The organism is Nocardioides halotolerans DSM 19273 (assembly GCF_000422805.1).
In the GTDB taxonomy this organism is placed as follows: Bacteria; Actinomycetota; Actinomycetes; order Propionibacteriales; family Nocardioidaceae; genus Nocardioides; species Nocardioides halotolerans.
Genome location: NZ_KE383924.1, coordinates 318,499 through 340,863, shown reverse-complemented (window position 1 = coordinate 340,863; position 22,365 = coordinate 318,499). Strand labels below are relative to the sequence as shown.

Annotated in this window: 19 protein-coding genes; 12 read left to right on the top strand and 7 right to left on the bottom strand. The window is 73.7% G+C overall.

The genetic code is table 11. The features are described from left to right. The 3 genes from G514_RS30770 to G514_RS0120160 form a co-directional block, all read right to left on the bottom strand. Positions 1-195, bottom strand: a 195-nt coding sequence (locus G514_RS30770) for a hypothetical protein (protein WP_028653221.1), incomplete at its 3' end; no start/stop codon positions are given. 168 nt (positions 196-363) lie between these two features. After that, a complete protein-coding gene (gene paaZ, locus G514_RS0120165; protein WP_028653220.1) occupies positions 364-2,415 on the bottom strand; it encodes a phenylacetic acid degradation bifunctional protein PaaZ in 2,052 nt (683 codons plus the stop codon). A 49-nt stretch (positions 2,416-2,464) separates the two neighbouring features. Beyond that, a complete protein-coding gene (locus G514_RS0120160) occupies positions 2,465-3,646 on the bottom strand; it encodes an AAA family ATPase (protein WP_028653219.1) in 1,182 nt (393 codons plus the stop codon). A 176-nt stretch (positions 3,647-3,822) separates the two neighbouring features. Here G514_RS0120160 and paaA point away from each other — a divergent pair, with 176 nt between their 5' ends. From paaA to paaI, 6 genes are all read left to right on the top strand, one after another. Next, on the top strand, positions 3,823-4,830 hold the full coding sequence (gene paaA / locus G514_RS0120155) for a 1,2-phenylacetyl-CoA epoxidase subunit PaaA (protein WP_028653218.1): 1,008 nt from the start codon (positions 3,823-3,825) through the stop codon (positions 4,828-4,830). Continuing rightward, the gene (paaB, locus tag G514_RS0120150; protein WP_028653217.1) at positions 4,827-5,117 is read left to right on the top strand and encodes a 1,2-phenylacetyl-CoA epoxidase subunit PaaB; all 291 of its coding nucleotides are present in this window, start codon (positions 4,827-4,829) and stop codon (positions 5,115-5,117) included. The genes paaA and paaB overlap by 4 nt, the downstream gene beginning before the upstream one ends. Positions 5,118-5,127: 10 nt before the next feature. Beyond that, positions 5,128-5,994, top strand: a complete 867-nt coding sequence (gene paaC / locus G514_RS0120145; RefSeq protein ID WP_036565595.1) for a 1,2-phenylacetyl-CoA epoxidase subunit PaaC — start codon at positions 5,128-5,130, stop codon at positions 5,992-5,994. Continuing rightward, positions 5,991-6,476 carry a 1,2-phenylacetyl-CoA epoxidase subunit PaaD gene (paaD, locus tag G514_RS0120140; RefSeq protein WP_036565741.1) on the top strand — a complete coding sequence of 162 codons (486 nt, stop codon included), beginning with the start codon at positions 5,991-5,993 and terminating at the stop codon, positions 6,474-6,476. Before paaC ends, paaD begins: the two co-directional genes overlap by 4 nt. Before the next feature lie 184 nt (positions 6,477-6,660). Then, positions 6,661-7,719: a 1,2-phenylacetyl-CoA epoxidase subunit PaaE gene (gene paaE / locus G514_RS0120135; protein ID WP_028653214.1), complete on the top strand. Its 1,059-nt coding sequence runs from the start codon at positions 6,661-6,663 to the stop codon at positions 7,717-7,719. Next, positions 7,716-8,096 carry a hydroxyphenylacetyl-CoA thioesterase PaaI gene (gene paaI / locus G514_RS0120130; protein ID WP_028653213.1) on the top strand — a complete coding sequence of 127 codons (381 nt, stop codon included), beginning with the start codon at positions 7,716-7,718 and terminating at the stop codon, positions 8,094-8,096. The genes paaE and paaI overlap by 4 nt, the downstream gene beginning before the upstream one ends. Positions 8,097-8,149: 53 nt before the next feature. Here the strand turns inward: paaI and G514_RS0120125 are convergent, their stop codons facing one another. From G514_RS0120125 to G514_RS0120110, 4 genes are all read right to left on the bottom strand, one after another. Beyond that, the gene (locus G514_RS0120125) at positions 8,150-8,746 is read right to left on the bottom strand and encodes a TetR/AcrR family transcriptional regulator (RefSeq protein ID WP_028653212.1); all 597 of its coding nucleotides are present in this window, start codon (positions 8,744-8,746) and stop codon (positions 8,150-8,152) included. Positions 8,747-8,857: 111 nt separating this feature from the next. After that, positions 8,858-9,685, bottom strand: a complete 828-nt coding sequence (locus G514_RS0120120) for an adenylate/guanylate cyclase domain-containing protein (RefSeq protein ID WP_028653211.1) — start codon at positions 9,683-9,685, stop codon at positions 8,858-8,860. Between the two features lie 30 nt (positions 9,686-9,715). Then, a complete protein-coding gene (locus tag G514_RS0120115) occupies positions 9,716-10,300 on the bottom strand; it encodes a dihydrofolate reductase family protein (protein ID WP_028653210.1) in 585 nt (194 codons plus the stop codon). A gap of 60 nt (positions 10,301-10,360) precedes the next feature. Further along, positions 10,361-11,299: an RNA polymerase subunit sigma-70 gene (locus G514_RS0120110; protein ID WP_051247884.1), complete on the bottom strand. Its 939-nt coding sequence runs from the start codon at positions 11,297-11,299 to the stop codon at positions 10,361-10,363. A 27-nt stretch (positions 11,300-11,326) separates the two neighbouring features. Here G514_RS0120110 and G514_RS0120105 point away from each other — a divergent pair, with 27 nt between their 5' ends. The 6 genes from G514_RS0120105 to recD all read left to right on the top strand — a co-directional run bounded on the left by G514_RS0120105 (position 11,327) and on the right by recD (position 22,338). After that, positions 11,327-12,727 carry an MFS transporter gene (locus G514_RS0120105; RefSeq protein ID WP_211222193.1) on the top strand — a complete coding sequence of 467 codons (1,401 nt, stop codon included), beginning with the start codon at positions 11,327-11,329 and terminating at the stop codon, positions 12,725-12,727. A gap of 97 nt (positions 12,728-12,824) precedes the next feature. Next, positions 12,825-13,322 (top strand): nuclear transport factor 2 family protein, encoded by a 498-nt coding sequence (locus tag G514_RS0120100; protein ID WP_028653207.1) that lies wholly within the window; start codon positions 12,825-12,827, stop codon positions 13,320-13,322. Positions 13,323-13,353: 31 nt separating this feature from the next. Beyond that, a complete protein-coding gene (locus tag G514_RS0120095; RefSeq protein ID WP_028653206.1) occupies positions 13,354-13,845 on the top strand; it encodes a PGPGW domain-containing protein in 492 nt (163 codons plus the stop codon). Between the two features lie 41 nt (positions 13,846-13,886). Further along, positions 13,887-17,183: an exodeoxyribonuclease V subunit gamma gene (gene recC / locus G514_RS0120090; protein ID WP_028653205.1), complete on the top strand. Its 3,297-nt coding sequence runs from the start codon at positions 13,887-13,889 to the stop codon at positions 17,181-17,183. Beyond that, a complete protein-coding gene (locus tag G514_RS30990; protein WP_028653204.1) occupies positions 17,180-20,503 on the top strand; it encodes a UvrD-helicase domain-containing protein in 3,324 nt (1,107 codons plus the stop codon). The genes recC and G514_RS30990 overlap by 4 nt, the downstream gene beginning before the upstream one ends. Then, positions 20,500-22,338 carry an exodeoxyribonuclease V subunit alpha gene (gene recD / locus G514_RS0120080; protein ID WP_211222192.1) on the top strand — a complete coding sequence of 613 codons (1,839 nt, stop codon included), beginning with the start codon at positions 20,500-20,502 and terminating at the stop codon, positions 22,336-22,338. Before G514_RS30990 ends, recD begins: the two co-directional genes overlap by 4 nt. The last annotated feature ends 27 nt before the right edge of the window (positions 22,339-22,365 follow it).

Here is a 22,365-nt window from a genome sequence, read left to right as displayed (position 1 = left end):
CAGACCGAACCCCGTCGGCCCTGCCTCGTAAGTGGTGGCGACCGGGCCCGGCAGCCCGCGCAGCCACTCGATGACAACCTCGCTGGCCGGGACCAGTCGCTGCCTGAACACCTCACCGGTCACCGCGTCCAGCCCGGTCGCCATCACCGACCGTGCGTGCACATCCAGCCCGACACTCGTACGCTCTTTGATCACCGGGGCCTCCTATGCCTGTGGATAGGTCGAGCAGGCCACTCCTGCCCGACAACCCACGTACATGCATGTGAGAGGCCCCGGCCCGCAACCCCCTCAGGCCGAGGCGGTCACGTCATACCGTCTGACCGCGCCTGACCGACGCGGACCGGCGCCGAACGACGCGGCGGCCTACGTCGTGGCCGGCCACTCCTTGGCGACGAGCGTCAGCACGTCGTACGTCGCAACCGGCTCGCCGGCCGCATTGGTCACCAGCGCGTCCCAGCGCACCTCGCCGTAGTCGGCGGTGGTGCGCGGGGTGATCTGCTTGACGGTGAGCGTGACCGCGATGGTGTCGTCGGCCTTCACCGGCGTGAGGAAGCGCAGGTTGTCGACGCCGAAGTTCGCCAGCACCGGCCCCGGGTCGGGGTCGACGAACAGGCCGGCGGCCAGCGACACCACCAGGTAGCCGTGCGCGACGATCCCGCCGAAGAGCGGGTTCTGCCGCGCGGCCTCCTCGTCGGTGTGGGCGTAGAACGTGTCGCCGGTGAACTCCGCGAAGTGCTCGATGTCGTCGAGCGTGACCCGGCGCGGCTGCGACTCGATCGTGTCGCCGATGCGCAGCTCGGCGAGGCTCTTGCGGAACGGGTGCACGTCCCCCGTGGCGCGCGTCGAGCCCTTGGTCCAGCGGCCGGTGACCGCGGTCAGCATGTCGGGCGAGCCCTGGAGAGCGGTGCGCTGCATCAGGTGGAGCACGCCGCGCAGGCCGCCCATCTCCTCGCCGCCGCCCGCCCGGCCCGGGCCGCCGTGGACGAGGGTCGGGAGCGGCACGCCGTGCCCGGTCGACTCGCCGGCGTCGTCGCGGTCGAGGACCAGGATCCGTCCGTGCCAGGGCGCGAGGCCGAGGACGACGGTGCGGGCGACCTCCGGGTCGTGGGTGACCAGCGACCCGGCCAAGCTGCCCTTCCCGCGGGCCGCCAGCGCGATGGCGTCGTCGAGGCTGTCGTAGCCGATCACCGTGCTCACCGGCCCGAACGCCTCGACGTCGTGCGGCTCGACGGCGCGCGCGTCGGCGCGCAGCAGCACCGGCCCGAGGAACGCGCCGCGCTCGCCGTCGGCCTCGACGAGGTCGGGGTTGCCGGGCCGGTCGGGGTCGCCGTACACCACCTCGGCGGAGGCGCGCAGCGACTGGATCGCCTTGCGGACCTCCTCGCGCTGGTCGAGGCTCACCAGGGCGCCCATCCGCACGCCCTCGGCGGCCGGGTGGCCGACCGTCGTCCGGGCCAGGCGCGCGGTGAGCGCGTCGATGACCGTGTCGACCATCGGCGCCGGGACCAGGGTGCGCCGGATCGCGGTGCACTTCTGGCCGGCCTTGTAGGTCATCTCGGTGACGACGCCCTTGACGAACAGGTCGAGCTCCGGGTCGTCGGACGTGACGTCGGGGCCGAGGATCGAGCAGTTGAGCGAGTCGGCCTCGACGCCGAGGGTGACGCCGCCGTGCAGCACGTTGGCGTGGTTGCGCAGCAGGCCCGCGGTGTGGGCGGAGCCGGTGAACGCCACGTGGTCCTGCACCTGGAGCTCGTCGAGGAGGCCGGCCGGGCTGCCCATCAGCAGCTGCAGCGACCCCTCGGGGAGGAGTCCCGACTCGACGATGGAGCGCACGACCGCCTCGGTGACGTACGACGTCTGCGCGGCCGGCTTGACGATCGTCGGCAGGCCGGCGAGGAACGCCGGCCCGAGCTTCTCGAGCATCCCCCAGACCGGGAAGTTGAACGCGTTGATCTGCACCATCACGCCCGGCCTGCTGGTGAAGACGTGCTGGCCGAGGAACGTGCCGCCCTTGCCCAGGGGGATCGGGTCGCCGTCGAGGTAGACGGTGTCGTTGGGCAGCTGGCGGGTGCCGACGCTGCCGGAGGCGAACAGCGTGCCGATGCCGCCCTCGATGTCGCCCATCCCGTCGCCCTTGGTGGCGCCGGTGCGCAGCGAGAGCTCGTGGAACTCCGCGACGTGCTCGATGAGGTGCTTGCCGAGCGCCTTGAGCAGGCCGGCCCGCTCGTGGAAGGTCAGCGCGCGCAGCGCCGGACCGCCGACGGTGCGGGCGTACGCCGTCATCTCGCCGAGGTCGAGCCCCTGCGCGGAGAACCGGAAGACCTCCTCCCCGGTGCTCGCGTCGAGGAGGGGTCGCCCGTCGTCCTCGGCGGCGAACCAGCGACCGGATGCGTAGCTCTCGAGCTTGCGCGTCATGACTGCGACCCTATTGCAGACCGATCGGTCAGGAAATCCTCGGCGGCGCTCACTCCTGGCGCAGGATGAACTCGCCCATGCCGGGGACGGTGAAGGCGATGAAGCCGCGCTCGGGCGGGTAGACCAGGCCCTTCTTGATCAGCTCGTTGCGGGCCACCGAGAGGTCGGTGGTCTTCTTGCGCCCGGTCGCCGCCGCGAGCTCGGCCATCGTGACCGGCTCGTCGCCGCCCTCCACGGCAAGCGCCCGCAGGAGCGCTCGCTGCGCGGGCGTGGCCCGCTCCCAGCGCGTGCGGTACAGGCCGTCGTCCAGCTCCTCGCGCGCGAACCGGAGCCCCACCTCGACGTCCTCGAGCGTGATCGGCGAGGTCCGGGCGGAGTCCCAGACGTGCTTGCCGATGGCCTGGAGGAAGTAGGGGTAGCCGCCGGCCCGGGTCAGCGCCGCCTCGACAGCGTCGTCCTCCCACGCGACGCCGAGGTCGGACGTCGGGCCGGCGAGCGCGAGGCGAGCGGAGGGCGGGTCGAGGAGGCCGATCGCCCGGTAGTCGTAGAGCCGCTCGGCGTAGCTCGTCGCCTCGCCCAGCTGGGTCGGGAGCGAGGGCAGGCCGGCGCCGACCAGCATCACCGGCAGCGGCGTCGGCCCCTGGCCGAGCTGGTGGATCGCCATGTTGATCGCGGTGAGCTCGTCGGGCTTCGCCTCCTGCAGCTCGTCGACCAGCAGCAGCGTGCCGATGCCGAGGTCGGCCGAGGTCTCGCCGAGCACCTGCAGCAGGGCGGTCAGGTCGTCGCCCAGCCGGCCGGTGTCGGCGACGCCCTTCACGAGGTCGACGTCCGCGCCGAGCGAGACCAGGCCGAGAGCCGGGTCGACCTTGAGCGAGAACGCCTGGAAGACGCCGAGCAGCCGCCGCAGCTTGGGCACCGGGTGCCGGCCGGTCGCCGTACGCATCGCCTGCACCAGCGCCTTGGCGAGCACCACGGGGAACGGCACGTGCCAGCTGGCCTCGACCTTCGCGGAGATCCAGCCGCGCCCCGAGACCTGGGTCCACAGCTCGTTGAGGAGCACCGTCTTGCCGACCCCGCGGCGTCCGTTGAGGATCCAGCTGCGGTCGCCCTCGCCCAGTGTCTCGGCGCGCTGGCGGACCACCTCGAAGGAGTCGAGCAGCGGCTGCCGGCCCGCGAGCACCGGCGGCCGCCGGCCGGCGCCGGGGCGGTAGGGGTTCGCGATGGGGTCCACGATCACAAACTATCAGGACGACTAAGAGATTTCGTTATGAACCGTGATGAGGTGTGATCGACGGCGAGCGACGCACGCTTGCGACCGGCGCGGCCGGATGTCATGATTTCCAGACCGATCGGTCAGTAAAGACGGCCGACCGGTCAGGAGCAGGTCGTCAGCCACCGGGAGGGTCCGTGACCGCCACCGAGGACGAGGTCGAGCTGCAGGCGGCGTTCGACGGCACCATCGCGCGCAACGACCGCATCGAGCCGCGCGACTGGATGCCCGAGGGCTACCGCAGGACGCTGGTCCGGCAGATCGCCCAGCACGCGCACTCCGAGATCATCGGCATGCAGCCCGAGGGCAACTGGATCACTCGCGCCCCGTCGCTGCGCCGCAAGGCGATCCTGCTGGCCAAGGTGCAGGACGAGGCGGGCCACGGGCTCTACCTCTACTCCGCGACCGAGACGCTCGGCGTCTCCCGGGCCGAGCTGACCGAGATGCTCATCGAGGGCAGGCAGAAGTACTCCTCGATCTTCAACTACCCGACGCTGTCCTACGCCGACGTCGGCACCATCGGCTGGCTCGTCGACGGCGCCGCGATCTGCAACCAGGTGCCGCTGTGCCGGACGTCGTACGGCCCCTACGGTCGCGCGATGATCCGGATCTGCAAGGAGGAGTCGTTCCACCAGCGGCAGGGCTACGAGCTGCTGATGACGATGATGCGCGGCACCGACGAGCAGCGCGCGATGGTGCAGGAGTCGGTCGACCGGTTCTGGTGGCCGGCGCTGATGATGTTCGGCCCACCCGACGCCGACTCGCCCAACACCGCGCAGTCGATGGCGTGGGGCATCAAGCGCAACACCAACGACGACCTGCGCCAGCGGTTCGTGGACATGACGGTCCCGCAGGCCGAGGCACTCGGCGTCACCCTGCCCGACCCCGACCTGCGCTGGAACGACGAGCGCGGCCACCACGACTTCGGCCAGCCCGACTGGGAGGAGTTCATGCAGGTGGTCAAGGGCAACGGCCCGTGCAACGCCCAGCGCATCGCCCACCGTCGCCGTGCCCACGAGGACGGCGCCTGGGTGAGAGAGGCTGCGACGGCCTTCGCGAAGCGCACGGTGGGAGAGGCATCGGCTCCGGTGGTTGAGGAGGTTGCGCAGCAACCGTCTCGAAACCCCGGAAGGGAAGGCACATGACGCAAGAGAAGGAGTGGCCGCTCTACGAGGTGTTCGTCCGCGGCAAGCGCGGCCTCAACCACGTGCACGTCGGGTCGCTGCACGCGGCGGACGACGAGATGGCGGTGCGGCACGCGCGTGACGTCTACACGCGGCGCAACGAGGGCGTCTCGATCTGGGTGGTGAAGGCGGCCGACATCACGGCGTCGAGCCCCGACGAGAAGGACCCGCTCTTCGCGCCCGCCGGCGACAAGGTCTACCGGCACCCGACCTTCTACACGATCCCCGACGACGTCCCCCACATGTGACGGCGCTGTGATGAGCCACCAGACCCCCGACCCCAACGACGAGCACGGCAGCGTCTACGACGGCCTGCTCGGCACCGACACCTCCCAGTGGGCCTTCGGCACGGACTTCGAGGACCCGCTCGCGGGCGTCGACACGACCGTGCCGTCCGAGCTCGACGCCGCCGAGCTGGCGGCGTACTGCCTCGCGCTGGGCGACGACGCGCTCGTGCTCTCGCACCGCCTGAGCGAGTGGTGCAGCAACGCGCCCGACCTCGAGGACGACATCGCGCTCGCCAACATCGCGCTCGACCTCCTCGGCCAGGCGCGGCTGCTGCTCGCCCGGGCCGCGGCCGCCGACCCGTCGGTCGTGCCGACGCTGCCGGACGGTTCGCCGGTGCCGGTCGAGGACGCGCTGGCGTTCTTCCGCGAGGCGGTCGACTTCCGCAACGTGCGGATGGTCGAAGTCGCCAACGGCGACTTCGCGCACACCGTCGCCCGGCTGCTGCTGTTCGCGACGGTCCGCCTCGCGGCGTTCGAGCGGCTCGCGACGCACGCCGACCCGGTGCTCGCGGCCATCGCCGCCAAGGGGGTCAAGGAGCTCACCTATCACCGCGACTACGCGGGGCGGTGGTTCCTGACGCTGGCCCAGGGCACCGAGGAGTCACGGCGCCGGCTGCTCGCCGGCCTGACCGGGCTCTGGCCCCTCCAGGCCGAGCTCGCGCGCGCCTACGACGCCGGGCCCGAGGTCGACGTCGTGCTCGACCAGGTCTTCGCGGTGTCCGGCGTCGAGCGGCCCGACGTCGCCCCGATGACCGGGCGCGGGCACACCGAGGCGCTCTCGCGGATGCTTGCCGAGATGCAGGTCGTCGCCCGCGCGCACCCGAGGGGGCAGTGGTGAGCCGCGCGTACGCCGTCGCGGCCTCGGTGACCGACCCCGAGATGCCGATGCTCACCCTCGAGGACCTCGGGGTGCTGCGCGACGTGCGTGAGGACGGGCGGCGGGTGACGGTGACGATCACCCCGACGTACTCCGGCTGCCCCGCGATGGCGACCATGCGCGACGACCTCGTGCACCGGCTGACCGAGGCGGGCTACGCCGCCCAGGTCGAGATCGCCCTCAGCCCGGCCTGGTCGAGCGACTGGATCACCGAGCGCGGCCGCCAGGCGCTGCGCGACCACGGCCTCTCCGCGCCCGGGGCCGCGCCCCGCCCCGGCGGCCCGATCCCCCTGACCCTGATGCCGACCGCCCGGGCGGTGACCTGCCCGCGCTGCGACTCCGCGCGCACCGAGCTCACCTCGGAGTACGGCGCCACCGCCTGCAAGGCCCTCTACCGCTGTGCCGACTGCCTCGAGCCGTTCGAGCACGTCAAGGAGATCTGAGAGTGGTCGCCACCGACGCCGGTCGAGCGGGTGCCTTCGCTGCGGAGGTTTCGAGACAGGCGCTAGCGCGCCTTCCTCAACCAACGTCGCTGGTTGAGGAGGTCGCGCAGCGACCGTCTCGAAACCGCGCAAGCCGGGGCTGGGACCCCACCGCGTCTCGGAGCGGACCGACCGAGGCGGGTCGATGAGCGCGACGTTCCACACCCTCACCGTCGCCGAGGTCGAGGAACTGACCGACGACGCGGTCGCGGTCACCTTCGAGATCCCGGACGACCTGTCCGACCAGTTCGCCTTCACGCCGGGGCAGTCGCTCACGCTGCGCCGGGTCGTGGACGGCGTGGAGCAGCGCCGGCAGTACTCCATCAGCGCGCCCGCCGGGTCGCGGCCGCGGGTCGGCGTCCGCGAGATCCCCGACGGGCTGTTCTCGCGCTGGCTGGTCCGCGACGTACGCCCCGGCGACCGGATCGACGTGCAGACACCCGGCGGCAGGTTCTGCCCCGACCCGGCGCTGCTCCGGGGCGGTCGGCACCTGTGCATCGCGGCGGGGTCCGGCATCACGCCGATGCTGTCGGTGGCCTCGACCGTGCTCGCGAACGACGGCGAGGTGGCCCTGCTCTACGGCAACCGCACCACCGGGTCGGTGATGTTCGCCGAGGAGCTCGCCGACCTCAAGAACCGCTACGGTCCCCAGCTCCAGCTCGTCCACGTGCTCAGCCGCGAGCCGCGCGACGTCGAGCTGTTCTCTGGTCGCCTCGACGCCGGCCGGCTGCGCCGGCTGCTGACCGCGCTGGTGCCCGCGACCCGCTTCGACCACGTGTGGCTCTGCGGCCCGCACGCGATGCTGCTCGACGCGCGCGAGGTGCTGGCCGAGCTCGGTGTGCCGCGCGAGCGGGTCCACTTCGAGCTCTTCTACGTCGACGAGCCCCCGCCCGAGCTGCACCGCGCTGCCGAGGAGGTCAGCGGCGAGACCAGCCAGGTGACCGTCGTGCTCGACGGCCTGTCGACCACCGCGGCACTGCCGCGCGACCGGACCGTCCTCGACGGCGCTCAGGCGACCCGCGCCGACCTCCCGTTCGCGTGCAAGGGCGGGGTGTGCGGCACCTGCCGGGCCAAGGTGACGTCCGGTGCGGTCGACATGCGCCGCAACTACGCGCTCGAGCCGGCCGAGGTCGAGGCCGGGTTCGTGCTGACCTGCCAGTCGTACCCGGTCGGGGCCGCCGTGACGGTGGACTACGACGCATGACGCCGCAGGAGATGTGGGCGGCCGACGAGGCCAGTCGTGCCCTCGGCATGGAGCTGGTCGAGGTCGCCGAGGGGCACGCCGTCGTACGGATGACCGTGCGTCCCGACATGGTCAACGGCCACGGCGTCGCCCACGGCGGCCTGGTCGCGGCGCTCGCCGACAGCGCGTTCGCGCTGGCCTGCAACTCCCGCGGCGTCGCCACGGTCGCGGCCGGCTTCGACGTCGCCTTCCTCGAGCCGGCGTACGAGGGCGACGCCCTGGTCGCCACCGCCGAGGAGCGAGTCCTCCGCGGCCGGTCCGGCATCTACGACGTCACGGTCCGCCGCGGCGACACGGTGATCGCCGAGCTGCGTGGTCGGAGCCGCGCGTTGAGGTAGTCCGAGACTCAACGGTCCCCGGACGCGCGATCTGAGGGCCGTTTCGTCACGGACTACCCCGCCAGGCCCTCGAAGGCGATCGCCGTCACCGCGTCGGCCAGCTGCTCGACGTCGACCGGGCCGGACGGGCGGTACCACTCGACCAGCGAGTTCACCATCCCGAACAGCAGCCGGCTCACCAGGTCGGCGTCGACGTCGGCGCGGAGCGCGCCCTCCTCGGCCGCCTGCCCGACCAGGTTCGCGAGCCGGGTGTCGATGCGGCGCCGCCGCTCGAGCGCGGCCTTCTCGGTGTCGCTGTTGCCGTGCACGCGCAGCAGCAGGGTGACCGCGGGCTGGTGGTCGACCAGCACCTCGACGCTGCGGCGGACCACCCCGCGCAGCCGTTCGTACGCCGACCCGTCGGCCTCGGCCGCGCGGTCGACCGTGGCCTCGAGCTCGACGAGCGCCTCGTCGAGCGCCTCCGAGAGCAGGTGCTCCTTGCTCGGCACGTGGTGGTAGACCGCCGACTTGGTGACGCCGAGCTCGTCGGCGACGTCGCCGATGCTCGTGGCGTCGTAGCCCTTGCGGTTGAACAGGTCGATCGCGGCCCGCAGCACCGCGGCCTGGTCGTGGCCGGGGCGCCCGCGTCGGGGGACCGCCGGCTCGCTCACCCGCGCAGCCTGACATGGGGCGGCAGCGTGTTCACGTCGAGTGACCCATTTGGCAGGTTCGGGAGCGCTCCCGACCTGCAGATGGGGTCAGTCGACGCACAACGGGCGCGCTCACGCCACCCAGTCCACCGCGCAGACGACGTGCTCGCCGGCCAGGCCCCTGAGCTGCACCTCGCGCGGCTCGGTCAGCGCGATGTCGTCGCACGCGGCGACCCCGTCGGCGACCGGTTCGCTGACCAGGATCTCGCCGCCGTCCGCCAGCGCCGCGACCCGCGCCGCGTGCGCCACGTGGCGGCCGAAGATGTCGTTGTCGCGGTGCACGACGTCGCCGTAGTGGAGCCCGATCCGCACCAGCACCGCGGCCTTCCCCTTGCCGCGGCCGCGCTCGAAGGCCCGCTGGATCGCGATCGCGCTGCGCACCGCCGGCTCGGGCTCGCCGAACGCCGCCATGAACCCGTCGCCCTGCGCCTTGACCACCTGCCCGCCGTGCCGCTCGATCGCGGACCGCACGGTGGCGTCGTGGCGGGCCAGCAGCCGCACCCACTCCTTGTCGCCGAGCCGCTCGTTGAGCTCGGTCGACCCCTCGATGTCGGAGAAGAAGATCGCGACGCTGCCGTCGGCCCCCGCCAGGCGCACCAGCGCCGGTCGCTCGACCTGCGCCCAGCCGGCCAGGTCGTCGATCGAGCTGCGGATCGCGCCGCCCAGGCCCTTCTCCCGCACCCGGTCGACGGTCTCCCACACGGCCTTGACCGCCTCGTCGGGCGTCGGCACCAGCCGCCGCGGCGGGCGTCGCGCCGTCCGCGGCGACCGCGCCTGCTCGAGCTCGGCCCGCAGCCGGCGCCGGGTACGTCGGCCGACCAGCCACAGCGATCCGACGGTGAGCAGGAGCGCCGTCTCGACCGCGAGCACGACGACCAGCACCAGCTCCGTCGTGCGCACGGGTCACATGGTCGCAGGCAGTCGCGCGGCTCAGGCGGTCGTGTAGCTCAGCAGCACGTTGTCCGAGCCGTCCCAGCGGCGTACGTCGAGCAGCTTCAGCCCGGACGCAGGCACCCCGGCGAACGCCGGCACGTCGCCGGCGACGATGGAGGGGCCGACCATCAGGTGCAGCTCGTCGAGCAGGCCGTGGGCCAGCAGGTCGCCCCAGAGCGTGCGGCTCCCGAAGACGAGGACGTCGTCGCCGTCCTGCTGACGGAGCCGGGCCACGTGGTCGTGGGCGTCGGCCCGGCGCACGATCGTGGTCTGGTCCCGCCATGCGCCGGTGTCGGCCTCGGTGAGCGAGTCGGACACGACGCTGACCGGGATGCCGTCGGCGTAGCGCTGGGCGATGTAGCTGCTGCCCGGGGTGAGCTCCGGGCTGCCCACCACGGTCGGCCAGAAGCCGGACATGCCGCGGTAGGTGGTGGCGCCGAACAGGATCCGGCCCGCGGCCCGCATCCGCTCGGCGTTGTGCTCGTTGAAGGCGTGGTCCATCGGCATCGCCATCACGTTGCCGCCGGGTCCCTCGGTGTAGCCGTCCACGCTGATGATGGTGGCGACGACGATCTTGCTCATGGGGCTCTCCTCTGTGTCGTGGTTCCTACACACGTGCAGAGGACACCGACCGACCCGAACTCATCGGTCCGCGGGGAACTTCTTCACGACCTCGGGGTCGACGAACCCCGCGACGTGCGCCACGAGGCCGCCGCGCAGCGCCAGCACGTTCACCGCGCCGGGGCGCCAGACGCCGTCGACGAGCTGGTGGCAGAGGAAGCCCGGCTGGCCGTTGACGGTCCGCGGCTCGAGGCGCCAGGGCGTCTCGAAGAGCCGCTCGGCGAGGAATCGGACGACCATCTCGCGGCCGTCGAACCACGCGGGCAGCGGCGGCATCGTGAACCGCACGTCGTCGGTGAGCATCGCCGCGAGCCGGTCGACGTCCGCGGCCTCCCACGCGGTGACGAACTCCTCGACGAGGCGTCGTACGCCGTCGTCGCCGAGCGCCGCGAGCTCGGCCTGCTGCGACCCCCGCGCCTCCAGCGTCGCCCGCGCGCGCTGGAGCGCGCTGTTGACGCTCGCGACGGAGGTCTCGAGCAGGTCGGCCACCTCGGCGGCAGAGAACTGCAGCACCTCCCGCAGCAGCAGCACCGCACGTTGGGTGGCCGGCAGGTGCTGGAGGGCGGCGACGTAGGCGAGCTCGACGCTCTCGCGCCGGGCGTACGCCGCGACAGGGTCGCCCGCGTCGTCGGGCTCGTCGGCCCAGGGCTCGACGAACAGGTGCTCGGTGTCGGGCGACCCGAGGTCGGCGGTCTGGGTGAAGCCGGGTCCGAGGTCGCTGCTCAGCACGCGGGCGGGCCGGCGCTGCGCCTGCTTCAGGCACGCGTTGGTCGCGATCCGGAACAGCCACGTGCGCACCGAGCTGCGGCCCTCGAAGCCCTCCCAGCCGCGCCACGCACCGACGAGGGCCTCCTGCAGCGCGTCCTCGGCGTCGTGGGGCGAGCCCAGCATCCGGTAGCAGTGGGCCAGGAGCTCGCGACGATGGGTGACGACCGCCTCGTCGAACTCGCTTGAGCTCAACTGCACTTCAACTCCTACTCTCGCCACGTGACCCTGACCGACCGCCCCGAGGATGTCATCGATCCCGTCGACGACACTGACCCCGTGATCACCGCCCTGCTCGCCCCTGCCTACCGCTGGGCGACCGTCGGCATGGTCAGCCTGGTCTTCCTCGCGGCGTTCGAGGCGCTCGCCGTCACGACGATCATGCCGTCGGTGAGCGCGGACCTCGACGGCCGGGCGTGGTTCTCGGCGGCGTTCTCCGCGACGCTGGCGGCGAGCGTGGTCGGCATGGTTGCGGGCGGCCTGTGGTCGGACCGGAGCGGTCCGCGGCTGCCGCTGCTCGCCTCGGTCGCGGTGTTCGCCGGCGGGCTGCTGCTCGCCGGGCTGGCGCCGGGCATCGAGCTGTTCGTGGCGGCGCGGTTCCTCCAGGGCCTGGGCGGCGGTGCGATGACCGTGGCGTTGTATGTCGTGGTCGCGCGCATCTACGCGCCGATCGACCACCCCCGGATCTTCGGCGCGTTTGCGGCGGCCTGGGTGATCCCGTCGATGGTCGGCCCGAGCGTGGCCGGCGTCGTGCAGGAGGCGTTCGGCTGGCGCTGGGTGTTCCTCGGCGTGGTGGCGCTCGCGGTGGCGGCGACCGCGATGCTGGTGCCGGCCCTGCGCAGCATCGCCGATAACCCGGAGCGCTCCTCGGTCGCGACGCGCGGCCGCCTCGCGCTGGCGGCCGTCGTCGCCGGCGCGGTCGTCGCGCTCGACCTAGCGGGCCGGGCCGAGGCGGCGCTCGGCTTCGCGGCGGCGGCACTCGCGCTGGTGGTGGTGCTGGTCGCCGTCCGCCCGCTGCTGCCCGGCGGCACGCTCGTCGTACGCCGTGGACTCCCGGCCGTCGTCGCCCTGCGCGGCGCGATCGCGGCGACGTTCTTCTCCTCCGAGATCTACCTGCCCTACCTCCTCCAGGAGCACTACGACGTGCGGCCGTGGCTGTCGGGGGCGACGCTCACCGTCGGCGCGCTCGGCTGGGCCGGCGCCTCGCAGGTGCAGGCCCGGCTCGGCTCGCGGCTCGGCGACCACGCGGCGCTGCGCGCCGGCGCGGCGCTGCTGCTCGCCGGCATCGGCGGCGAGCTCGCCGCGACCGCCCTGCACCTGACGCCGGTGCTCATCGGCGCAGCCTGGGTGCTGGCCGGCGCCGGGATGGGGCTGATGTTCCCGCGCATCTCCGCGGTCGTGCTGGCCGCGTCGTCCGAGCGCGACCAGGGCCGCAACAGCGCCGCGATGTCGATCTCCGACGCCGTCGGCGGCGCGACCGCGATCTCGCTGACCGGCCTGGTGTTCACCACCGTCGGGCCGGCGTCGCAGTGGGCGCCGTTCGTCGCGGTGCTCTCGCTCACCAGCGTGCTCGCCGCGGCCGCGCTGCTGGTGTCGCGGCGTACCTCCGCCGTGTTGGGATAGTCCCTGACGTTCGGGTTGCGGAACCGGCGTTTCCACAGGCACAGACGTCAGGGACTATCCCGACCCGCACTAGAACACGTTCTGGTTTGATGACCCGATGGACGAGGGGCGGTTCAGCGCGGAGGAGATCACCGAGGCGTACGCCGAGGTGCACCGACGGGTGCAGGGCTACGTCGACACCGGCGACTGGACCGGGTTCGCGGACAACTTCACCGAGGACGCGGAGTACGTCGAACACGCGTTCGGCACGTTCCGCGGCCGCGACGAGATCCGCGCCTGGTCGACGAGGACCATGACGACGTTCCCGGGCGGGGTCATGACGGGCTTCCCGCTGGCCTGGCAGGTCGTCGACGCGCCGACCTCGCGGCTGATCTGCGAGGTGCGCAACCTGATGCCCGACCCCGGCGACGGCACCCACCTCGAAGAGCCGAACCTCACGATCATGACCTACGCCGGCGACGGCCTGTTCTCCCGCGAGGAGGACGTCTACAACCCGCTGCGCTTCGCGCGGATGTCGGTGCGGTGGGCGCGGATCGCCGAGGCGCACGGCAACCTGAGCGACGAGGGCGGCGCCTACCTGCAGCAGTTCGGCTGATCGGGTTGCCCACCTCTGGCAGGCTCATCCCATGAAAGGCGCGGTCAAGCGGATCGGCCTGGAGATCGCGGGCTGGACCCTGCTGGTCGCGGGCATCGCCGCGCTGATCCTCCCCGGCCCGGGGTTGCTGATGATGGCGGGCGGCATCGTGCTGCTCTCCCAGCAGTACGAGTGGGCCGAGCGCCGCGTCGAGCCGATCAAGCGGGAGGCATTGAAGGGCGCCGCGAACTCGGTCGAGACCTGGCCGCGCATCATCGCCAGCTCCACGATGATCGCGCTGATCGCGGCCGCCGGCGTGCTGTGGTTCGTCGGCCCGGACGTGCCGGGCTGGTGGCCGGTCGCCGACCGCTGGTGGCTGCCCGGTGGCAAGGCCACGAGCATCTCGCAGTTCGGCTCCGCGGCGCTCGCGGTCGGACTGCTGGTGTGGAGCTACCGCAAGTTCCACGGCAACCCCGAGGCCATCGCCGCCGTCGAGGCGGCGGCCAAGGCGGACGACGACCGCGAGCACTTCTGGGGAGACTGAGGTCGGCGCATTGCGTCGGCGGTCCCGCATAGGGTCACGCTGTGGTGCTCCACCTCCACCGCGCCCCGCGGACCGACCTGCTCGCCGACGCCCTCGGCGAGCTGCTGTCGACCCCGCTGGCCGACCCGTTCGCCACCGAGCTCGTGCTCGTGCCGGCGCGCGGGGTGGAGCGGTGGCTCAGCCAGCGCCTCTCGCACCGGCTCGGCACCTCCGGGCTCGGCACGTCCGGGCTCGGGGGCGACGGCGTCTGCGCGGGGGTGGAGTTCCGGTTTCCGAGGTCGCTGATCGCCGAGCTCACCGGCGCCCGCGACGAAGACCCGTGGGCGCCCGACGCGCTCGCCTGGCCGCTGCTCGCCGTGCTCGACGAGTCGCTCGACGAGCCGTGGGCCGCGACGCTCGCCACGCACCTCGGCCATCGCGACACCGGCGACGAGGCGGAGTTCCGCCGCGGCCGCCGCTACGCCGTCGCGCGGCGGATCGCCGGGCTCTTCGCGTCCTACGCCGCCCAGCGGCCGCAGCTGCTCGTCGACTGGTCAGCCGGGCGCGCGACCGACGGGCTCGGCGGCGACCTCGACGACGACCTCGCGTGGCAGCCGCCGCTGTGGCGGGCGCTGACTGCTGCGGTCGACGCGCCGGTCCCGGCCGACCGCCACGCCGCCACGCTGGAGCGCCTGCGCGCGGAGCCCTCCGGCCTGCCACCTCGCATCTCGCTGTTCGGCCACACGCGCATGACCGCCACCGAGATCGAGCTGCTCCACGCGCTGGCGACCCACCACGACCTCCACCTGTGGCTGCCCCACCCGAGCGACGACCTCTGGCAGCGGCTGGCCGACCTGCGTGGTCCGACGCCGCGGGCGAGCGACGAGAGCCACCGCCGGGTCCGGCACCCGCTCCTTGCCTCCCTCGGCCGCGACCTGCGCGAGCTCGAGCGGGCGCTGAGTGCCACGACGCACGAGCCCGAGAACGACGACGAGGTCGCCGTGACCGGATTGCCCGACACCCTCCTCGGCTGGCTCCAGTCCGACCTGCGCGCCGACGCCGTGCGCCCCGACGGCCGCGAGCTCGCCGGCGACGACCGGTCGGTGCAGGTGCACCGCTGCCACGGCCCGGCGCGACAGGTGCAGGTGCTGCGCGAGGTGCTGCTCGGGCTGCTCGAGGACGACCCGGGCCTCGAGCCGCGCGACATCCTCGTGATGTGCCCCGACATCGAGCGCTACGCACCGCTCATCTCGGCGGCGTTCGGCCTCGGTGACGTCGTCGAGGGCGGCCACCCGGCCCACCGCCTGCGCGTGCAGCTCGCCGATCGCTCGCTCGCCCAGACCAACCCGCTGCTCGGCGTCGCCGCCCAGCTGCTCGACGTCGCCGGCAGCCGCGCCACCGCGAGCGCCGTCCTCGACCTCGCCCAGAGCCCGCCGGTGCGGCGGCGCTTCGGCTTCGTCGACGACGACCTCGACGCCATGGCCGACTGGGTGCGCGAGTCCGGCGTCCGCTGGGGCTTCGACGCCGACCACCGGCAGCCTTTCGGCGTCCGCTACCTCCAGAACACCTGGCGCTTCGGCCTCGACCGCGTGCTCACCGGCGTCGCGCTCTCCGACGACTCCCAGGCGTGGCTCGGCACGGCGCTCCCGCTCGACGACGTCGGCAGCAACCGCGTCGAGCTGGCCGGCAGGTTCGCCGAGTACGTCGACCGGCTGGTCGCGGCGACCGACCGGCTCACCGGCACCCGCCCCCTGAGCGAGTGGCTCGACGGTCTGGCGACCGGCGTCGCCGAGCTGACCCGGGTCGACCGCGCCGACCAGTGGCAGGTCGGCCAGGTCCAGCGCGAGCTGGCCCGGGTCGCGGTCGACGCGGGCGAGCGCGGCGCGAGCCCGCTGCGGCTCACCGACGTGCGCGCGATGCTCGACGACCACCTCGCCGGCCGGCCCACGCGCGCCAACTTCCGCGCCGGCAGCCTCACCGTCTGCACGATGGTGCCGATGCGCTCGGTGCCCCACCGCGTGGTCTGCCTGCTGGGGCTCGACGACGGCGTGTTCCCGCGGCAGCGCACGGTCGACGGCGACGACGCGCTGGCCCGCACGCCGGTCACCGGCGAGCGCGACGTCCGCTCCGAGGACCGCCAGCTCCTGCTCGACGCCATCGGCGCCGCGACCGACAAGCTCGTCGTCACCTACACCGGTGCCGACCCGCACAGCGGCCACGACCGGCCGCCCGCCGTACCCCTCGGCGAGCTGCTTGACGCCCTCGACCGCACGACCGAGGCGCCGGTGCGCGAGCGCCTCGTCGTCAAGCACCCGCTCCAGGGGTTCGACCTCCGCAACGTCGAGCCGGGCCGGCTCGGCACCCCCACGCCGTTCACGTTCGACCCCCAGATGCTCGCCGCCGCGACCGTCGCCGCTGGTGCCCGGCCCGCGCCGCCGCCGTTCCTCGCCCAGCCGCTGAGCGAGCCGGTGAGCAAGGCCGCGGCCGACGAGATCGCCCTGGCCGACCTCGTCACGTTCTTCAAGGACCCCGTCAAGGGCTTCTTCCGGGGGCTCGAGCTCACGCTCCCGTGGGACGTCGACGGCGTGAGCGACGCGATGCCGGTCGAGATCGACCAGCTCGAGACCTGGGGCGTGGGCGACCGCATGCTCGCCGACATGATGCGCGGCATCCACCCCGACACCGCCCGCGAGATCGAGTGGCGTCGTGGTGCGCTGCCACCCGGCCAGCTCGGCTGGCGCAAGGCCACCGAGGTGCGCGAGACCGCGATGAACCTCGCCGTCGCCGCCCTCACCCACCGCCAGGTCGAGCCGCGCGCCTACGACGTCGACATCGCACTGCCCGGCGGCCGTCGGCTCACCGGCACCGTCACGCCCGTCTACGGCGACCGGCTGGTCGCAGTCGGCTACTCCCGGCTCGACGGCAAGCACCTGCTCGAGTCGTGGGTCCGCCTCCTCGCGCTCGCCGCCGGCCACCCCGACCACAACTGGACCGCGCTCACCATCGGCCGCGCGCCGCGCGGCACCCAGGCCGCCCAGCGGCTGCTCGGCCCCACCGTCGACGAGCCCCTCACCCTGCTGTCGGGGCTGGTCGACCTCTACGACGAGGGCCGGCGCGCGCCGCTCCACCTCCCGCTCAAGACGTCGTTCGCCTGGGCGTCGGCGGCGCGCACGGGCCAGGACCCCAAGCCCGAGGCGCTCAAGAAGTGGCGTTCCGGCAGGTTCCCCGGCGAGGACGCCGACCCCGCGCACGTCCGGGTCTGGGGCGAGCACGCCGACCTGGCCGACCTCACCGACCTGCCCGCGCTCGCGGAGCAGCTGTGGTTCCCGCTCCTGGCCAGCGAGCGAGGTCCGATGTGACCAGCTCGTTCGACCTGCTCGCGCCGCTCCCGACCGGCCCGACCACGACCGTGCTCGAGGCGAGCGCCGGCACCGGCAAGACATTCGCGCTCGCCGCGCTGGTCACCCGCTACGTCGCCGAGGGCGCCGCGACGCTCGACGACATGCTGCTCATCACCTTCGGCCGCGCGGCGTCCCAGGAGCTGCGCGAGAGGGTGCGCGACCAGCTCGTGCGGGCCGCGGAGGCGCTCGACGACCCGGCGCGCGCCGACGACGCGCTGCTGACCCACCTCGTCACCGGCACCGACGACGAGCTGGCCGCGCGGAGGCTGCGGCTCCGTGACGCCCTCGCCGGCTTCGACGCCGCGACCATCGCTACCACCCACCAGTTCTGCCAGCTGGTGCTGCGCTCGCTCGGCGTCGCCGGCGACTCCGACGCCGGCGTCACGCTGGTCGAGGACCTCGACGACCTCGTCACCGAGATCGTCGACGACCTCTACCTCCAGCGCTTCGGCGATGTGAAGGACACGCCCGAGCTGACCCGCACCCAGGCGCTCGAGCTGGCCCGCGAGGTGGTGCGCAACCCCCGCACCCGGCTCACGCCCGTCGACCCGCCCGCCGAGACCACCGCCGGCGTGCGCCGCGCGTTCGCCGACGAGGTCCTCCGCGAGCTCGAGCGTCGCAAGCGCCTCCTCGGCATTCTCGGGTTCGACGACCTGCTCTCGCGGCTCGCGGTCGCCCTCGAGGCCGACGACGCGCCGGCCCGCGCCCGCATGAGCCGGCGCTGGTCGATCGTGATGGTCGACGAGTTCCAGGACACCGACCCGGTGCAGTGGGAGGTCATCGAGCGGGCGTTCGTCGGGCAGGTGACGCTGGTGCTCATCGGCGACCCCAAGCAGGCGATCTACGCGTTCCGGGGCGGCGACGTCGTCACCTACCTGCGGGCCCGCGAGCGCGCCGACGCGCTGCTCACGCTCGACACCAACTTCCGCAGCGACGCCCCGCTCGTCCGCCGGCTGCTGCGGGTGCTCGACGGCGCGGCGCTCGGTCACGAGGACATCGTGGTGCGCGCGGTCGCGGCCCGGCGCGAGAGCCACCGGCTGGCGGGCGCGCCGTGCAACGACCCGTTCCGCCTGCGCGTGGTCGCGCGCGAGGCGCTCGGCGTCCGCGGCACCCGCACGATCCCGATGGACGAGCTGCGCCCCTACATCGCCGCCGACCTGGCGGCCGACGTGAAGGCGCTGCTGGCCTCAGACGCGACCTACGACGACCGCCCGATCCGCGCCCGTGACGTCGCCGTCATCGTCGAGAGCCACCGCGACGCCCGGGCCTGCCGCGACGCGCTGGCCGCCGCCGGCGTGCCGGCCGTCTACACCGGCGACACCGACGTGTTCGCCTCCCAGGCCGCCGCCGACTGGCAGTGCCTGCTCGAGGCCTTCGAGCAGCCCGGCCGCGCCGGGCTGGTGCGGGCGGCCGCGGTCACGATGTTCTTCGGCCGCACGCCGGCCGACCTCGCGACCGACCCCGACCTCACCGACACCGTCGCCGAGACCCTGCGCCGCTGGGCCGACCACGCCCGGGCGCGCGGCATCGCCGCGGTGCTCGAGGCGGCGTACGTCGCCGGCATGGCCGAGCGCGTCCTCGCCTGCCGTGGAGGCGAGCGCCACCTGACCGACGTCGAGCACCTCACCCAGCTGCTCCACGAGGTCGCCCACCGCGATGGCCTCGGCCTGCCCTCGCTCCTCCAGTGGCTGCGCACCCAGCGCGAGGAGCGGGCTGGTGCGGCCGAGCGCAACCGGCGGCTCGACAGCGACGCGGCCGCGGTCCAGATCATGACCGTCTGGGTGAGCAAGGGGCTCCAGTACCCCCTCGTCTACCTGCCGTTCGCGTTCAACCGCAACGTGCGCATGGGCGAGGCCGTGCTCTTCCACGAGCCCGACGGCACCCGCTGCCTCGACATCGGCGGCTCGTCGGCGCCGGGCTACGCGCAGGTGACGGCCAAGGGCCGCGCCGAGATGGCCGGCGACGACATCCGGCTGACCTACGTCGCCCTCACCCGGGCCCAGTCGCAGGTCGTGGCGTGGTGGGCGCCGTCCTACGACGAGGTCAACGGCGGTCTCTCGCGACTGCTGCGCGGGCGGGTGCCCGGCCAGGCCGAGGTCCCCGACACGCTTCCGCCCAAGGTCGACGACGCCGCCGTGACCGACCACCTCCGCAAGTGGGAGGTCGCAGGCGGACCCCACCTCGAGACCGCCGAGCCCGCGCGCGACGTGCCCGAGCCGCCGCTGCCACCCGCGCCCCACGGGCTCGGCGTCCGCGCCTTCGACCGCGACATCGACGTCGCCTGGCGCCGAACGTCCTACTCCGCGCTGGTCCGTGCCGCCGAGGAGTCCGGCGGGGTGACGTCCGAGCCGGAGCTGTCGGCGCGCGACGACGAGGTCGCCGACGAGCTCGCCACCGGCGCCGACCCCCTGCCACCCGAGACCACGCCCCACGAGCCGGCCGCGCTGCCCTCGCCCATGGCCGGCCTGCCGTCCGGCGCGGCGTTCGGCTCGCTGGTCCACGGCGTCCTCGAGCTGGCCGACCCGTTCGCGCCCGACCTCGAGGCCGAGCTGCGCGGCCACGTCGAGGAGCAGCGCGTCTGGTGGCCCGTCGACACGCCCGCCGACGAGCTCGCCGCGGCCCTGGTGCCCCTCCACCACACCTCGCTGGGGCCGCTGGCCGGCGGCCTCACGCTGGGCGAGATCGGGCTGCCCGACCGGCTGTGCGAGCTCGACTTCGAGATCCCGCTGGCCGGCGGCGACGTCGCGCCCGGCGTCCAGGTCACCCTCGCCGACGTCGGCGGGCTGCTGGCCGCGCACCTCGCCGACGGCGACCCGCTGCGCCCCTACGCCGACCGGCTCCGCACCCCTGGGCTCGGCGGCCAGCCGCTGCGCGGTTACCTGTCCGGGTCGATCGACGTCGTGCTGCGGGTGCCGGGCGCCGACGACGACGTGCGCTACCTCGTCGTCGACTACAAGACCAACTGGCTCGGGCCGGCCGACCAGCCGCTGACGGCTGCCGCCTACGCCCGCGGCCGCCTCGTCGAGGCCATGCTCCACTCCGACTACCCCCTCCAGGCGCTGCTCTACGTCGTCGTCGTGCACCGCTACCTGCGCTGGCGGCAACCCGGCTACGACCCCGCCCGCCACCTCGGCGGTGTCCTCTACCTCTACGTGCGCGGCATGTGCGGCCCCGCCACTCCGGAGGACGACGGTCACCCGGCCGGCGTGTTCTCGTGGCAGCCCCCGGTCGGCCTGGTGACCGCGCTCTCCGACCTGCTCGACGGGGGTGGCCGGTGACGCTCCTGGCCGAGCTCGACGACCCGCACGACCCGCGGCTGGCCCACGCCGCGACGGGCCTGCTCCGCGCGTTCAACGAGGCGGGTGTGCTCGACGCGGCCGACGTGCACGTCGCGATGCGCCTGTGCGCGCTCGCCGCCGACGACGACGACGAGCAGGTCGCGCTCGCCGTCGCCCTGCTCGTCCGCGCGGTGCGTGGCGGCTCGGTCTGCATCGACCTCGCCACCGTCGCCGACGACCTCGCCGCCGACGCACTCGACCTGCCGCTGCCCGAGACCGACGCCTGGCACGACGTCATCGCGACGAGCCCTCTCGTCGCCGGCGGTCCTGCTGTCCAGGCGCCGGTGCTCCGCCTCCTCGACCACGACGACGGACGCAGGCGGCTGCGGCTGCTCTACCTCGACCGCTACTGGCGCGAGGAGGAGCAGGTGCACGCCGACCTCGTGGGCCGCCCCTCCGGCGCCGCCGCCCCCGACGAGGCCTGGCTCGCCGGGGCGCTCGACCGGGTCTTCCCGGCCGAGGGCTACGACGAGCAGCGCGCCGCGGCCCGGGTCGCGCTCACCCACGCCACCACGGTGCTCACCGGCGGTCCCGGCACGGGCAAGACCACCACCGTCGCCGCCCTGCTCGCGCTGTGCGCGGAGCAGGCCGAGCTCGCGGGCGACCCCGCGCTCCGCATCGCGCTCGCGGCGCCGACCGGCAAGGCCGCCGCCCGGCTCCAGCAGGCGGTCGAGGACGAGGTCGCCAAGCTCCCGGCTCCCGACCGCGACCGCCTCGCCGGCGTGCGGGCGGTCACGCTCCACCGGCTGCTGGGCTCGCGGCCCGACACGTCCTCGCGGTTCCGCCACCACCGGGACAACCGCCTGCCGCACGACGTCGTCGTGGTCGACGAGACCTCGATGGTCTCGCTGACGATGATGGCCCGGCTCCTCGAGGCCGTCCGGTCCGGCAGCCGCCTGATCCTCGTCGGCGACCCGTTCCAGCTCGCTTCGGTGGAGGCGGGCGCGGTGCTCGCCGACCTGGTCGAGACGGTCGAGGACACGACGCGCGTGGGCGTGGCCGCGCTCGTGACGTCGCACCGGTTCGGGGCGTCGATCGGCGCGCTCGCCGAGGCCGTCCGCTCCGGAGACGCCGACCGCGCCATCGAGCTGCTCGAGGCCGGCGGCGACCACGTCGAGCTCGTGCACGTCGACGACCCGGCGCCCCGCGTCCGCGAGCTGGTCGTGCCCCACGCGCTCGGCGTCCTCGAGGCCGCCGAGGCCGGCGACGCCGACCGCGCGCTCGAGCTCCTCGACCGGCGACGGCTCCTCTGCGCCCACCGCGAGGGGTCGTTCGGCGTACGCCACTGGAACGCCCAGGTCGAGCGCTGGCTCGGCGAGGCGACGGGCGAGCCGATCTACGCCACCTGGTACGCCGGTCGGCCGCTCCTGGTCACCGCCAACGACTACGGCCTCGGCATCTACAACGGCGACACCGGCGTCGCGGTGCGCCCCCCCGTCACGCGCAGCGGCGGGTCCGGCCGGGCGCTGCGCGCCGCCGTCGCCGGCAGCAGCGGGCGGCTCGACCTGGCCACCAGCCGGCTGGGCCAGGTCGAGACCATGCACGCGCTCACGATCCACAAAAGCCAGGGCTCGCAGGCCGACGAGGTCGTGGTGATCCTGCCCCCGCCCGAGTCGCGGCTGCTGACCCGCGAGCTCCTCTACACCGCGATCACCCGCGCCCGCCAGCGCGTGGTCGTGGTCGGCTCGCCCGACGACGTGCGGGCCGCGATCGACCGCCGGGCGCTGCGCGCGACGGGGCTGCGCCAGCGGCTGGCCGGCGCGTCCGCACCCTGAACCACCCGAAACGCGCCTGTCACCTCC